The organism is Leptolyngbya sp. DQ-M1 (assembly GCF_039962505.1).
In the GTDB taxonomy this organism is placed as follows: Bacteria; Cyanobacteriota; Cyanobacteriia; order Leptolyngbyales; family Leptolyngbyaceae; genus Leptolyngbya.
Window position 1 is genome coordinate 676,257 of record NZ_JAMPLJ010000001.1, and the last position, 15,156, is coordinate 691,412.

Genomic DNA, 15,156 nt, shown 5'->3' on the forward strand with positions numbered 1-15,156 from the left:
CCAATCAAAAATCCAAACCCAGCTAATGTTGCAAAAAATATGACTTGCTTAACCATGAATCACCTCATCTTGGGCTGAAAGTTACGCAGTCGGAGCGCATTCGTCACAACTGACACTGAACTAAATGCCATTGCTGCTCCAGCAATAATCGGGCTCAGCAACCAACCAAAAATTGGGTACAGAATGCCTGCGGCGATCGGGATGCCTGCAACGTTGTAGATAAAAGCAAAGAACAGATTCTGCCGAATATTGCGAATGGTTGCATGACTAAGCTGAATGGCAGTCACAATGCCTTGTAAATCACCCGAAATCAGCGTAATATCACTAGCTGCGATCGCAACATCGGTTCCCGTGCCGATCGCCATTCCTACATCCGCTTGTGCCAATGCAGGCGCATCGTTGATCCCATCTCCCACCATTGCAACGATTTTTCCTTCACGCTGAAGGGCTTCCACGATCGCGGCTTTTTGCTCCGGTCGAACTTCTGCAAACACTCGCTTAATGTTCACTTCCCGCGCAATCACATCAGCAGTACGGCGATTGTCTCCGGTCAACATTACGACTTCTAGCCCTAACTTTTGCAAGGCTCGAACGGCAGCAACCGAGGACGGTTTAACTGCATCAGCAATTGCCATAATTGCTGATGCTTTACCATCTACTGCAATCCAAATGACTGTTTTACCGAGCGATTCAAGCTGATCCCACTGTTGCTTAAGTGTTCTAGTATCAATGTTTAACTCAGACAGCCAACGATGCGTACCAATCTGAACCAGTTGGTCAGAGACATAACCTTGAACACCACTTCCTGCAATGGCTTCAAATTCCTGTGAATTGGTTAACTCGACTCCTTGAGCTTGGGCATAGTGTACTACCGCTTCCGCTAACGGATGTTCAGAGTTGCGCTCGATCGAAGCTGCAAGCCGCAGTAAATTTAACTCATTATGATCAGCAGTGCCTTGGACAGTCACATAATCTGTGACGGTTGGCTTTCCTTGAGTAATAGTTCCGGTTTTATCAAGCACGATCGTTTGTAGTTTGTGCGCCAGTTCTAAACTCTCGGCTCCTTTGATTAAAATGCCATTTTCTGCACCTTTACCTGTGCCAACCATGATTGATGTAGGAGTCGCTAATCCCAAGGCACAAGGACAGGCAATGATCAACACTCCAACTGTCGTGATTAATGCCATCGTCACATTGCCCATGACGTTGTACCAGAGGATAAAGGTTGCGATCGCGATCGCAATCACCGCAGGCACAAACCAACCCGTGACTTGATCTGCCAACCGTTGAATCGGTGCTTTTGAGCCTTGTGCTTGCTGCACCAGTTTAACAATTTGAGCTAGAACGGTATCTTTGCCGACTCGTGTTGCTCGAAATTTGAAGCTCCCTGTTTTGTTTAAGGTCGCTCCAATTACTTCATCTCCGACTTGTTTTGTGACAGGCAAGCTTTCACCTGTAACCATTGCTTCATCGATCGCCGATCGACCTTCCAGAATTTCCCCATCCACCGGAATCTTTTCACCCGGACGAACGAGAATCACGTCACCTACTACGACCTCTGCGATCGGTAAGTCAATTTCTCTCCCTTGCCGAATCACTCGCGCTGTTCTGGCTTGCAGCCCGATTAACTTCCGAATTGCTTCTGAGGTTTGTCCCCTCGCTTGATTCTCTAACAATCGACCGAGTAAGAGCAGCGCAATAATGACTGTTGTAGCTTCAAAATAAACATCAGGATTGAGACCTTGAGCCGTAAACCACTGCGGGAGGAAAGTAGGAAACAAAGAATACAGATAAGCTGCTCCGGTGCCGATCGCAACTAAAGTATCCATCGTCGCAGTATGCCGCTTCAAAGCTTTCCAAGCATTGATAAAGAAGGATGCACCACACCAAAACAGCACCGGAGTTGTCAACACCAACTGAAGCAAAGGATGGTGCAGCCACATCGGGATTAAGGGAATCGAGAGTCCCGTCATCATTGGAAGTGAACCGATCACCAGCACCGCCGCGATCGTGCCCGCCGTCCAAACTTTGCGCTGGAGTTTGTGGTGTTGAGTTTGGCGCTCTTGCCGCTCGATATCGTCTTCACCCGCAAGCACATCTTCTTGCATCGGTTGAGCCGAATATCCTGCGGCATCAACTGCTTGCTGAATATCAGCCACAGTTGTTTTATGCGAATCAAACGCGATCGTTGCTTGCTCTGCGCCAAAGTTGACGTTACACTCCTTCACTCCTTCAAGCGATCGGATCGCACCTTCAATATTCCTCGCACAGGCGGCACAACTCATGCCGTGCAGCTTTAATGTGGTGGTTTCCATTGTGCATATCTAAGGAAAAGGACTAAGCAACGGTGTAACCCGCATCAGTGATAGCCTGTTTAATCGACGCTTCTGAAGCTTGCGTTTCGATGCTGACAAGTTTTGTTTTGGGATCAGCCGTCACGCTTGCATTCGGGTCGATCGACTTAATCGCGGTGGTAATCGTATCGCTACAGGCGGAACACGCCATATTCGGAACAGTCAATTGAAGAGACATCAGCCAAACTCCTAAAACCAGAAACTGAATGCTTACATCATCATTCTGAAATCTCCAGTTGACTGGAGAGTCAAGTAATCTTTTTAGGTTCTGTCTTTAGTCAGAGGCAAGGTTGTCGCATATGAACGGCATCCTACACAATTTTCAGCTTTAACCATTGACTCTCCAGTGAACTGGAGAATCCACAATAAAAGTGTTCCAGTGCTGTCTTTTTTTTATTAACAATGAAATCCCTGTTTAAACCTAGAGCCTTAGACGACTCTCCCAAACCAGCGACAATCCAGCTAACCGTTGGCATCATTGCGAGGGCTTCGCTGCCTCTCATGCTTGCTACTCTCGCTGCCTGCTCCACCACAACGACGCAGAATTCCTCGCCGGCTTCCAACCCAATGCCGGGGATGGATCACAGCACTATGAATCATGGCAGCACGGGCAACATGATGCACAACATGGATTTAGGTGCAGCAGACGACAATTACGATCTGCGGTTCATTGATGCAATGCGAATTCACCATCGCGGCGCGATCGAGATGGCAAAACAAGCCGAACAAAAATCGCAGCGATCGGAGATTAAAACTCTAGCCCGCAATATCGTCATCACGCAGAACCGTGAAGAAAATGAATTGCTGGCGAAGTGGCGAAACCAATGGTATCCAAAGGCCGCTCAGGAACTTGTGATGTATGGAGGCAAAGAAAAATCAACCATACCGATGTCAGTCGAATATCGCCAAATGATGTCGATGCAGCAGGACTTGGGGACAGCCGACGCTCAGTTCGATTTGCGCTTTATCAATGCAATGATTCCGCATCATGAAGGTGCGATCGCAATGGCAAAAGATGCTCTCCAAAAGTCGAAGCGTCCTGAGATTAAGCAGCTAGCGCAAGAAATTGCAACCTCTCAGCAAACTGAGGTCGATCAAATGAAACAGTGGCGTAAAGCTTGGTATAACCAGTAATCTTTTGCAATCTCGCTCGATCGCAGCAACCGATTGGGCGACTCGATGCTGACGGCGATTTGAGTCAGTAGAGCCTTGTATGACGAAGCTTCTGTCGCTCCACAAAATGCTACCTTTTGGGGAGTGACAGAAGCTCGGATTAAGTGCTTGACTGATCTTGCTCTTCAACGATTTGCGTTATGTCAGATTCAGTCACTCCCCCGATCGCACCCAAACGTCCCTATGTGCATCAACTCCACGGCGATGAGCGCATTGATGACTATTTTTGGTTGCGGGAGCGCGACAATCCTGAAGTCATCGCCTATCTTGAAGCTGAAAATGCTTACACTGAGGCAATAATGCAGCATACAGAATCGCTGCAAGCAGATCTCTACGACGAGATGCTATCACGCATTCAGGAAGATGATTTGTCTGTACCTTATCGTCGAGGCGAGTTTTATTACTACACCCGCACTGAAACCGGAAAAGCTTATCCCATCCACTGTCGCAAATATCAAAGTTTGGATGCACCAGAAGAAGTGCTACTGGATCAAAATCAGCTAGCTGAAGGCACAGAATACTTTAGCTTAGGTGTGCTTGAAGTTAGCCCAAATCAGCAGCTATTAGCTTATGCGACTGACACAACAGGAGCCGAGCGCTATACCCTGTTTTTCCTTGATCTAACCACTCGTCACCTGTATCCTGAATCAATCCCTGACACCGCTTCGTTTGCTTGGGGTAATGATAATCAAACTGTGTTTTATGCTCAGATTGATCCAGCAAATCGCCCTTATAAATTGTTTCGCCACTGTTTAGGAAGTGAAATCGACACTGATCAACTGTTGTTTCATGAAGCTGATAATGCTTATTTTCTGGGAATTGATAAAACTCGGAGTGAAGCTTATCTGCTACTCGGTTTGGGCAGCAATATCACCTCAGAAGTTCATTATCTCGATGCGAACAATCCAAACGGGGACTTCCGGGTAATTCGTCCGCGTCAAGTTGGCATCGAGTACGAAGTTGAACATCATACGGATGCGTTTTACATTCTGACTAACGAAAACGCTCTGAACTTCAAGCTGATGAAAGCGCCCGTCAGTGATCCGAGTGTGGAACATTGGGAAACGGTGATCGAGCATCGCGAAAATATCTTTTTAATGGGTGTTAGTGCCTTTATGGATCATTTAGTGATCTACGATCGCGAAGCTGGACTACCCAACATTCGGGTTCGTAAGTTCTCCACACAGGAAGAACATACAATCACGTTTCCAGAACCTACCTACGAAGTGTCAGAATCGATCAATCCAGACTTCAATACAAAAACGCTGCGGTTTGGCTACACCTCATTGGTTACACCGTCTTCGATTTTTGATTATGACCTCGATGCCCAAACTCGCGAACTCAAGAAAGAAACGCCCGTTTTGGGAGGGTACGATCGCGCAAACTATCGAAGTCAACGCCTCGAAGCGATCGCGCCCGATGGCACTGCTGTTCCGGTGTCGATCGTCTACAAAGCAGGCATTGAACGGACAGGCAAAAATCCCTTGCTGATGACGGGTTATGGTTCCTATGGATTTAGCTATCCTGACTCTTTCTCTTCGGCTCGGTTAGCGCTGCTTGATCGTGGGGTTGTGTTAGCGATCGCACATATTCGGGGCGGCTCCGAACTCGGACGCAAGTGGTACGAAGACGGCAAATTCTTACATAAACAAAATACCTTCAGCGATTTTATTGCTTGTGCAGAGATGCTGATCAAAGCAGGCTGGACAGATGCCGAACATTTAGCAATTTCTGGAGGAAGCGCAGGCGGATTGTTAATGGGGGCGGTGATCAATCAGCGTCCAGAATTGTTCAAAGCCGCGATCGCGCAAGTTCCCTTTGTAGATGTTGTCACCACAATTCTAGATACTTCATTGCCTTTGTCTGCAACGGAATGGGAAGAATGGGGCAATCCGAATAATCCGGAGTTTTACTTCTACATGAAAGGCTATTCGCCTTATGATAATGTCGAAGCGAGAGCCTATCCTGCCTTGCTGATTACCGCAGGTTTAAATGATCCGCGTGTGTCCTATTGGGAACCTGCAAAGTGGACAGCAAGACTGAGAGCATTGAAAACAGATACTAACGTCTTGCTGTTAAAGACTAACATGGGGGCTGGACATGGCGGCGCATCTGGGCGATACGACCGCTTAAAGGAAGTTGCTTTTGAGTATGCTTTCCTGTTGGATCAGTGGAAGCTTGCTTAAAGCAGCTTCAATTGCTCTCAAGCAATTAGCAGCGATCGACCTTAGCAGTTTGCACCACGATTTGATCGATCGCTTGCGCTAACGCTTGCCCAGACTGTCCCGGTTGATTCACCACGATGCTAAACGCGATCGTGCCATAGTTGGGATTGTCTAAATATCCAGACAGCGCTCTTACGCCGCGTAGGGTTCCCGTTTTACCATAAAGATTGCCTTGAACGGGCGTATTGCGGAATCGGCTTCGCAATGTTCCATTCACTCCGGCAATCGCTAGCGATCGGTAAAACAATTCGCTCTGACGATCGCTGAACATTGCTTCTAACACAGACACCAGTGCAGCGGGTGTCGCTCGATTACTGCGAGAGAGTCCCGAACCATCCACCTGTGCATAACTATTCGCTTGAACACCCAAGGCTTCGAGCGCCGACCGGATCGCCGGTTGACCTCCAATTCGACGACGCAGCGCATCCGCTTTATAGTTATCGCTGTAACGGTTCACGGCAATCAGCCAGTTCTTTACAGTTGGGAGCGATCGCGGCTTTTGATCTGCAACTTGCAGGGCGGCAGCAGTGGTCAGAAGCTTGACGTTTGATGCGGGGATCAGGGCACGATTAGAATTGCGTTGATAAAGGATTGTCGAGGTTTCGATCGGTTTAATCAGAATGCCCCATTGTGCAGTGCGAAATTTGGGCTGTTGAACAATGCGATCGATTTTCGACGCTAAATCGCTGCGGCAAAACCTGGATTCAGAAACGATCGATTGAGGGGTTTGGGCAACAGTCGCTGCTGGTCGGCTCCAGAACCCGACGCTAATACCGACAACAACGGCGGTGCTTTTTAGGACGGTGTAAGCTCGGTTGGGGGCTGTCTTGTCGGCTTTTTTCATCTTGCTTATCGTAGATCGTACTTAGGTCTTCTGTAGTAGAATCCTCATCCACCGTGAAGCAATATATCATACGAACTGAAATTGACAGCATTTTCTGTTTTGCCGGACACCGAGGGAAAAATCACGCTACAGCATGGCTCTGAAGCGATCGCAATTGGGTATTGATCTCATACTATTTGACGAATGTGGCAGACCAGCGATTCATCGCATCCGCGAGGTTAGTTAGAATAAAGTGAGATTGAGATTAACGCATGGCAAAGCAAGACGAACCGCTAACCGGAGCGGCGCTAATCAAGGAAGTCTGTCGGCGGATTCGAGTGGCTCGTAGCTACTGGGATGCTCACAACAATGCGGCCTGTCGCGGAGAACGAGAAAAAGCACTCGCTCTCTACAATACGCTGACTAAAGAACAGAAAGACCAAATCCCGGAAGCCCTACGAGTTTGGCTAAGATATCGCAGCGAAAAATATTTTGGCGCACATCGAACTGCCCCAAAGTCAAAGCGAAAATCGAAGTAATCTTACAGCTAACAAAGCTGTAAGATTCGAGAGCTTAGAGGAATAAAACTAGATTTACTTCGACGAGGCAGGTGGATTTGAGAGCGTATCGACACGATCGCTTGTTTGGCGCAATTGTTCGTTTAACTCCCTTTGCCGTTGAAGCAGACGTTCAAACTCCGCTCTTGTGGCAAACTCTTCCCGATTGAAGCGAATCGACTGATCTACTTGCTGCAAACACGCATTCAGTCCTGCCGCAAATTCATTCCGTGTGATCGGACGCTCCCCTTGATAGGTACGGTCTGGATAGCCAAGGAGACAACTGGAAGCGGGCGATGGTCGAACCGGCGTGGGAAGCGATTGTGCGATCGCTCTCATGCCAGAAAAAAGAAGAGTTGTAATCAAAGGGGTTGTAATAGTGAGATACCAGAGTTTCATAGACGAAGAGAATTTTGATGGACGGATTTAATCAACGAATTCTTACTTCTTTATTCTACTGATGACTCTCTTAAACGATCAGTTTCCGACTTGATGCACAAACCTTGATAGATGGGCTGCAACTGCCTCAGATTGATCAAAATGCGGCACATGACCCGCCTTTTCAATCCAAATCAATTCGCTGTTTGAAATCGCTTCCTGAAATCGGGTTGCATCCTTTGTGCCTAGCACATCATCCGAGGTTCCCCAAAGGATTAGAGTCGGATGTTGGATCTTCCCAAGTTGAGTGTCTAAGTTAGTATAACCTCCACTTTGGCTAAAAGAGACGATCGCTTCCTTCCATCCGGGCATAGCTTGATGCAGCAGTGAACAGCGAAGCGCATCAATCAGCGTTAAATCCATTCCTGGGATTGCTAATGCAGCACTTAGAGCAGCTTGTTTGCGGAAGTGTAGCCAATCTGCTCCGAATTCCAGCACGGAGCGGGGCATCCACTGCCCGATCGGGAAATCGCCAGAAAACCCAACGCTATCAATCAACACGAGAGATTGCACCCAGTTCGGATGATGCAGCGCAAAATCGATCGCCACTGCACCCCCCAATGATGCACCCACTAAAATCACAGGTTGAGCAATCCAAGTTTGAACCAGGCTCAACAGATGCTTCCGGATAGTCTGAGGACAGATAGAAATGGTTAGAATCGCGCTTGTAAACCCAAATCCAATCAGATCGATCGTCCAGGTGGAATATTGAGCCGCAAGATGCGGGAACAATCGTCGGAACTCTAGTAGTGAACTATCAAATCCGGGAAGCAAAACGATCGGGGTTGTTGATTGCTCACACGCTGCATAAACATAAGCCGTTGCAATCTCTATTGTTTCTGACTCTAGTGAAGTTTGAATTGATCGACGCTGGAGTTGTTGCAGCAGAGCGATCGCATCCGCATCCTCGATCGCACTCGCTGACGCAGGCAAAAACTCAGGTAGCATCCCTTAATCCTCCACAGGCAAGCCTGATAACGCGCCACTTCTTTAAGATACTCAGCGATCGCAAGCACAATCAGCTATGTATTTCTGAAGGGACAGGAGCAGCAGGAAGAGCGTCAGACGAGGAGACAGAACTCGGAAATCCCTGAAGGATATCTTTCAGACAGCTTGCGATCGGCACCGCTATTATGACTCCAATCAATCCACCTAGCTTCGCTCCAACCAGTAAGGCAAGCAATATCCAAAATGGTCTTAGCCCAACCAGCTTTCCCATCAAGCGGGGTGTAATCAATTGATCAATCGCTTGATTCGTCACGATCGACGATCCGAGTAGCCAAAGCCCTAAACCTGGATCATCGGCTGCGATGAGCAATGCACTGATGAAGCTTGCCAGCGTAGCACCAAAGGGAAAAATCGATAATGTGCCGATGAACAATCCGAGCAGCAATGGAAACGGGATTCTGAGGATCAAGAAAACGACCGTCAGTGCAACAATAGACACGATCGCCATAATTGCCTGTCCGGTGAAATAGTCCTCAAAGTGCTGCTGGAGCGAGCGCTGAATTTGCGCAATTTTTTGACTCGGTAATCGTTGAGCAATTCCGTTCCAAAGTTGCGATCCGTCAAATAAAAGATAGACGGTGAAAATTCCTGTTAAGGCTAAGTTAGACGCACTGCCCAACGCACTAAAGATTAGATTAACGGCATTATTTCCGAGCGTGTGTATGCGATCGGGTAAGCCATCAGTAAACTGAGCTGTCCACTGATTGAGCCGAATTGGAATATGATGCTGCATTGCCCAATCTTGCAGAATCTGAAGCTTTAGCTGAGTGGATTGTATCCGAGTCGGCAATGCGCTGATGAATTCGCCAAGTTCTTCAGACGATTGAGGCAGGATGGTAATACTTGCGCCGATGAGCAAGCCAAAGAACATGACCACCACACTGGTAACCGCATACTTGCGATCGAGTCCCCATTTCTGAATTAGTTGTACCGGATAATTGAGAAGAAACGCCAGTAATGCTGCTGAAACAAGAATTGAAACCAGAGGTTGAGCCAAGTGAACCGCTTTGAAGAGTAGCCATACGTTGAGGGCTACGATCGGTACGAGTAATCCAGCCAGTATCCACTGAGTTAATTGAGCCGGAAAGCGGTTAAACAAGCTAAACATAGACATTTCTACTTTTATGGTTTTTCCCTGAGATTGAATGTGGTGATACAGAGCAAGCCGCATCTACTCGACACTGAATCAATGCAGTAAGAACTATGACCCTTGATCAAGGGCAGAACATCTCAAGATTAATAGCGTTTAGACAATAAACATCTTTCGACAGAGGTGACTTAATTCATTCTGCTAATCCTTCCGCACCTGCACTAACCCCGCCTAGACGGTCACTATATTAGAGCGTTAGAGCAGGTATAAATCTGAACTGAGGTAATGCCGAATTAAACATAGAACACAACAGACCACACTCAAAGTTCCCGCAGAATGGGATTTAGGGGGCGAGGATCTGTCGCGTCCACAAATCAACTTGGTATAGCACAGCACTTCAACAGTCAATTATGTGCCCTGTCTTATGCCAAAAGACTGATTGTAAATTGCTTCAACTTACTTCTGAGGCAGGAAATTTGGCGTTTGATTCCCTAAAGTTGAATGGAGTTCTATACGATAAGCACATCCAGACATTATTTTTCTATATTCATCTTCTAATTACAGTGACTCTTATCGCAAAGTCTAACTTAGGGACAAGCCCGATCGTCTCCAATAGCATTGCAGGCGCAATTATGGGTCTGCTCACCGTCACGAGTGCCGTATCGTTTGGCGCTCTGATTTTCTCAGGCGATCTCGCACCGTTTATGCCCTTTGGAATCGGGCTGTTGCTCTTTAGCTCGGTCATTATTAGTACGGTTGTGACTGCGCTCAGTTCATACCCTGCGATCGTGGCCACGATCGCAGAAGTCACGGTTCCGATCTTCAGCTTGATTGCGAAGCAAATTGTGGCAGCAATGCCGGATGCTCCGATCGAGCAAAAGCTAATGACCGTTGTTGCCACCTTTGCGGTGAATAGCCTGATCACAGGCATCATTTTCCTGGGATTGGGTTGGTTTCGCTTGGGAAGTTTCGTGCGATACATTCCCTATCCGGTGGTGGGAGGCTTTCTGGCAGGCATTGGAGCATTGTTGTTTGTGGCAGCGTTTCAGTCGGTTTCAGGGCTGGATTTACAGCCTTTTTCGCTGGCTGCTTTCTTTCAGGTGAATGTTTTACTGCAATGGCTTCCGGCTGCCTTATTTGCGGCGGCAATGTTTGTGTTACCCCAACGAATTAATAGTAGTTTCGTTTATCCAGGTATTATTCTTGGCTCGATCGCGCTGTTTTACGCTGCTCTAGCGCTCACCGGAACTTCGATCGCGGATGCCAGCCAACGGGGTTGGATTTTAGGCAGTGTTCCCGCAGGTGGACTGTATCACTTTGCCAGTCTTGCCGCAGTCCAGCAAGCAAATTGGAGCGTGATTGCTCAGCAAATTCCAACCTTAGCCGCGCTCTGGCTGATCTCCGCGATCGCATTGTTGCTTCATTCTAATGGTGTTGAGCTTGTGGCTTCCCGCGATCTCGATCTGAATCAGGAATTGAAAGCATCGGGAGTGGCGTTCTTAGTTGCAGGGATTGGTGGTGGAGTCGGTGGATTTGCCAGCGCTGGAGAGAATGCGTTGTCCTACCAAGTGGGGGCGCGAGGGCGATTGGTGGGTTGGATTATTGCAGCCCTTTGCCTCGCAATGATGCTGGGTGGAGCACCCTTGTTATCGCTATTCCCGAAATTCATTCTGATTGGGATGCCCCTGTTGATTACAGTTGAGTTTTTCAATGAATGGCTCTACGAAGCTTGGTTTAAGTTTGCGCGTGCCGATTATGCCATCATTGTGCTGATTGTGATTGTGACGACGACCATTGGCTTTTTGCAAGCGATCGCCGTCGGGCTAGGGGCGGCGATCGTGTTGTTTGTAATTAACTACAGCCGGCTCACTGTGGTTCGACGCATCAGCACAGGAACCTATCATCACAGCAATGTCCTCCGCACGTCTGAAGAGTTGGAAATCCTAGAAGAACAAGGTGAGCAAGCTTACATTGTGGAATTGCAGGGCTTGATCTTTTTTGGAACGGCAAATAAATTGCTCAATCAAGTCCGCGATCGCATTAACAATCATGAGTTACCGCCTGTTCATTATGTGATCCTCGATTTTCGGCTGGTGAGTGGGCTAGATGCCTCAGCCGTTCTTAGCTTTGCCAAACTGAAGCAGGTAGCGCATCAGAAGCAGGTTCACTTGATTTACACCCATCTGTCTTCTGCGGCGCATCAGCGATTAGAGCAGGGCGATTGTTTAGATCATGAAGTTTGCCATCTCTTTGATGACTTAGATCGAGGATTGGAATGGTATGAGCAACAAATTTTGCAGCAATATCAATCGCTGACCGAAGAGGAGTTTCAGTCTCCTGATGCCGCACTCGCCGCTTGTCTAAAGGCTGATTTTCCTGATCCGCGTCAGGTCGATCGCTTGATGAAGTGTCTAGAGGTTTGTCAGGTTGCCGAAGATGAATATCTATTCCATCAGGGCGATCCGTTTGATGGACTCTACTTTGTGGCATCGGGACAAGTGAGTGTTGTTTTGAAATTGAGCAATGGTCAAAACAAACGGATTCGTACCTACACGATCGGCAACACGATCGGAGAAATGGGGCTGTATCGCCGGACAGTCCGCATGGCATCGGTGGTTGCAGACAAACCCAGCACGCTATATTTTCTATCGACAGAATCGTTCGAGCAGCTTGAAAACACCGATCCGATGCTGGCAGCGAGCATTCATCGATTTATTGTTGGGTTGTTGGCTGAACGTCTTCAGCATCGCGAGAAAGAAATCAATCAGCTATTGGACTCGTTTTGAGTCGTCTATCGCTTTCAAAACTCACCGCTTTGTCGGTCGATCGAATTGTAGTAATGCAATTCGCAATACTTCGGACAGTTTTTGAGAGACTCCACAGAAAAGCGACTCGTCGCTTCAGGTGCTGATCAACTTTGATCGTAATGAAGCTGTCGTGAGAGCTGAGTTTTAAAGCGTTAGGTATTCTCGCCAGCCTGCGCTAGTCACCCTCAACAGTATAGGTAAAACGTCCGTTGCGAATGCCTGTTGTCCATCCAATTAAGGTATGAGGCGGATTTGTTGGACGAGGTGTTGAGAATGCTGAAGGTGGCAGTGCGGGAACCATTTGAACCAGTGCCCCCCGGAGGGCACCAGCAACCTCTGGCTGATTGAGAAACTCAGGCACCCTAGTATTGATCGCCGCTTCAATCCGCTCTCTGACATTTTCAAAATTGCCAATGAAACTGCCTACCACATCCCCATCGAGTCGGGCATCAAATCGAGTTGATTTCAGAGTCAGCCGAGCAAGACCACAGAGATCATAGTTAATGCCTAAAGTCAGGGTTAATTTAGCATTGCGAATGTCCCAGTTGCCCCGAATTGCCGTATCTACAGTGATTTTCCCACCTGGAGCAAAACCCATTTCTAGAACGATCGCGTCGGGGGTGAGCCGGAGTTGTAAATCATTGGAATTGAGATTGCTGATCCAAACGGCATGACGTGCTCCCAGAATTCCAGGAACCATGACTCCTCCCAACTCCTGAGTAGAGTTGTTCAATCCTGCATTTTGCAAGAATCGAGAGGGTGTAATTCTCAACTCCATGTCATTGGTTCCGCGCTTGCGATCGAGGGTGAATCGCGTTCCTCGCAAGGCAACGGCGTTAATCGAATTAATCTCGCGATCGCCTAAACCAACGGTGCTAACGGTTCGACGCAATTGTCCTTCCCACAGCGTTTTGTCGGTATTCAGCGCATAAAGCTGCTCTACGCTTTTGGCAGCAATTTGCTCGGCTGCAACGGGACGATCAATGCGCCGCCATGCCGGATCGCAGCCTGCTCCAGAATTGAGCCAAAGGGTTCGATCCGTATTTAGAGCAAAAACGCGAGAGATTCGAGCCAAACTATCTCCAGCTCCAGCAATGGCGATCGCACTTTGGGGAAGTCCAATGCGTCGCTGGGATTGTAACGTTAGTGCCGATCTAGTTAGTGCAGTTCCATCAGGAGACGCAAATAGGGCGAAATAGTCAGACAAACTCACACGACCCGCATCTATAGAGGCTCCACTGACAGCAAATGGAGCAGCGCTTGGGGTGCGATCGCGAAAATTTCCAGCATATACCCAACGGGGAGCAGCATCCGTTCCATCATTCCGAAAGACCCGACTGTTTTTGACAAGATGCAGCTTGTTACCGGCACAGAGAAGGTTTGTTATGGCACTGGCATCGGTTGGAGTGTCTGTATTGATGCGTTGCCAGCCTGATCCACGTTCACTACTGCGATTTGCTAAGACACGACCCTCTCGGTGTAGCACATACATCATTCCATTTGGACAGGCTGCAATTTTTTGTGCTGTGTTAGGCAGCGCATTAATACGAGTCCAGGAAACGGCTTCGATCGCAGGAGAAACAGCAAGGGTAGAAATGAGGGTTGGAAGAACAATGACTAGGGGTTTAATGTTCATAGCTGTATTGATGGTTTGATTGCAGTTGTGAAAGACAAAAATGGGCATTGCAGAAAATAGGATGAGGGCATTCTGCAATGCCCAAAGATGCAACCCAGGGCTAATAAGAATTAGCGCAGCACCCCATAGTCAACTGACCAATTAACGGGGTCATCCAGGTTATTATCTCGGAAGTTGATTGCCACTTGGTTATTCTGTAAATCAACTTTGAAATCGCGCAGATGATGGTCGTCCCTGGTGAACTCAAAGCTGAAGCCCTGAATAACGGCTCGACCCGGCAATCGGGCGACTCTGGCAGAACCATCCGTCGGGCGACGAATGGTTTGCTCACTGGCTAGATTGGCGCGAGGTACGATCGCATACTGAACGCTCCAAACATATGGGTCGGTTGGTGTTTTATCTCCGAAAGAGACTTCCAGTTCATCCTCAATTCGCTTAATGGCAACCTTCTTGATCTGATGATCGCCATCTTTGAATTGGAAGGAAAATCCAGTTAGGACAAAGGTGTTTTGAGAGCCACAAGGAATAGGCAGCCTGACTCGGCAGGTTCCACCATTGCAGGTTCGGTTATCCAGAGCAAACACCGATCGAGCACCTGCTCCCAAATCATTTTCAACCTGGAGTGAAACTTGATAGGGATCATTGCCATCATTGTCGATAAATCCCACTGTTGTTCGGAGATCATTCGGCAATGCCGTAATTCCCTTAATATGGTGATCTCCATTCTCAAAATTAAAGCTAAAGCTGTTTAATCCGGATGGAACTGCGACTCCACGAGACAAACTCCGAATTCCCGTTAAGCCGCGTCCAGAGATCGGAATAATTGCTGTTAATGCAGGTGCAGTGCTCAGCATTAACAGTCCTACAGTCATGAGTGCAGACACGCTTCTTTTCATACTTCCTCCGCAGATTGATCATTCAACTGTTGTTGTTACTTCTGATCAACGGGTGAGCGGAAAGAATTATTCCGAAATTTGGTAAGACAGTTTTGTTGCTTCTGAAAAGAATCACTCTCAAGAACATTTTTTCTCCAATCGGAGTCTGC

General features: G+C 47.9%; 12 protein-coding genes. 4 read left to right on the plus strand and 8 right to left on the minus strand.

What is annotated here, in order from left to right; translation table 11 throughout:
- Positions 1-59: 59 nt before the first annotated feature.
- Together NC981_RS03225 and NC981_RS03230 are read right to left on the minus strand one after the other, a co-directional pair.
- Positions 60-2,315: a heavy metal translocating P-type ATPase gene (locus NC981_RS03225; RefSeq protein WP_348241505.1), complete on the minus strand. Its 2,256-nt coding sequence runs from the start codon at positions 2,313-2,315 to the stop codon at positions 60-62.
- Positions 2,316-2,337: 22 nt separating this feature from the next.
- The gene (locus tag NC981_RS03230; RefSeq protein ID WP_190378763.1) at positions 2,338-2,532 is read right to left on the minus strand and encodes a heavy-metal-associated domain-containing protein; all 195 of its coding nucleotides are present in this window, start codon (positions 2,530-2,532) and stop codon (positions 2,338-2,340) included.
- Positions 2,533-2,855: 323 nt separating this feature from the next.
- On the opposite strand from NC981_RS03230, the gene NC981_RS03235 reads away from it, so the two are divergent.
- Positions 2,856-3,488 carry a DUF305 domain-containing protein gene (locus NC981_RS03235; RefSeq protein WP_348242035.1) on the plus strand — a complete coding sequence of 211 codons (633 nt, stop codon included), beginning with the start codon at positions 2,856-2,858 and terminating at the stop codon, positions 3,486-3,488.
- Between the two features lie 179 nt (positions 3,489-3,667).
- On the plus strand, positions 3,668-5,713 hold the full coding sequence (locus NC981_RS03240; RefSeq protein ID WP_348241506.1) for a S9 family peptidase: 2,046 nt from the start codon (positions 3,668-3,670) through the stop codon (positions 5,711-5,713).
- 25 nt (positions 5,714-5,738) lie between these two features.
- Here the strand turns inward: NC981_RS03240 and NC981_RS03245 are convergent, their stop codons facing one another.
- Complete coding sequence (locus NC981_RS03245; protein WP_348241507.1) at positions 5,739-6,596, minus strand: D-alanyl-D-alanine carboxypeptidase; 858 nt, start codon at positions 6,594-6,596, stop codon at positions 5,739-5,741.
- A gap of 251 nt (positions 6,597-6,847) precedes the next feature.
- On the opposite strand from NC981_RS03245, the gene NC981_RS03250 reads away from it, so the two are divergent.
- A complete protein-coding gene (locus NC981_RS03250) occupies positions 6,848-7,114 on the plus strand; it encodes a Precorrin-3B methylase (protein ID WP_190378757.1) in 267 nt (88 codons plus the stop codon).
- Between the two features lie 54 nt (positions 7,115-7,168).
- Here the strand turns inward: NC981_RS03250 and NC981_RS03255 are convergent, their stop codons facing one another.
- The 3 genes from NC981_RS03255 to NC981_RS03265 form a co-directional block, all read right to left on the minus strand.
- Entirely contained in the window at positions 7,169-7,498 is a 330-nt protein-coding gene (locus NC981_RS03255; protein WP_348241508.1) for an S-layer homology domain-containing protein, read from the minus strand.
- Positions 7,499-7,609: 111 nt separating this feature from the next.
- On the minus strand, positions 7,610-8,518 hold the full coding sequence (locus tag NC981_RS03260; RefSeq protein WP_348241509.1) for an alpha/beta hydrolase: 909 nt from the start codon (positions 8,516-8,518) through the stop codon (positions 7,610-7,612).
- 70 nt (positions 8,519-8,588) lie between these two features.
- Entirely contained in the window at positions 8,589-9,686 is a 1,098-nt protein-coding gene (locus tag NC981_RS03265; protein WP_348241510.1) for an AI-2E family transporter, read from the minus strand.
- A gap of 545 nt (positions 9,687-10,231) precedes the next feature.
- Here NC981_RS03265 and NC981_RS03270 point away from each other — a divergent pair.
- Positions 10,232-12,454 carry a SulP family inorganic anion transporter gene (locus NC981_RS03270; RefSeq protein WP_348241511.1) on the plus strand — a complete coding sequence of 741 codons (2,223 nt, stop codon included), beginning with the start codon at positions 10,232-10,234 and terminating at the stop codon, positions 12,452-12,454.
- Between the two features lie 196 nt (positions 12,455-12,650).
- Here the strand turns inward: NC981_RS03270 and NC981_RS03275 are convergent, their stop codons facing one another.
- Entirely contained in the window at positions 12,651-14,111 is a 1,461-nt protein-coding gene (locus tag NC981_RS03275; protein WP_348241512.1) for a hypothetical protein, read from the minus strand.
- Between the two features lie 110 nt (positions 14,112-14,221).
- Positions 14,222-14,983: a hypothetical protein gene (locus tag NC981_RS03280; RefSeq protein WP_348241513.1), complete on the minus strand. Its 762-nt coding sequence runs from the start codon at positions 14,981-14,983 to the stop codon at positions 14,222-14,224.
- Positions 14,984-15,156 lie beyond the last annotated feature (173 nt).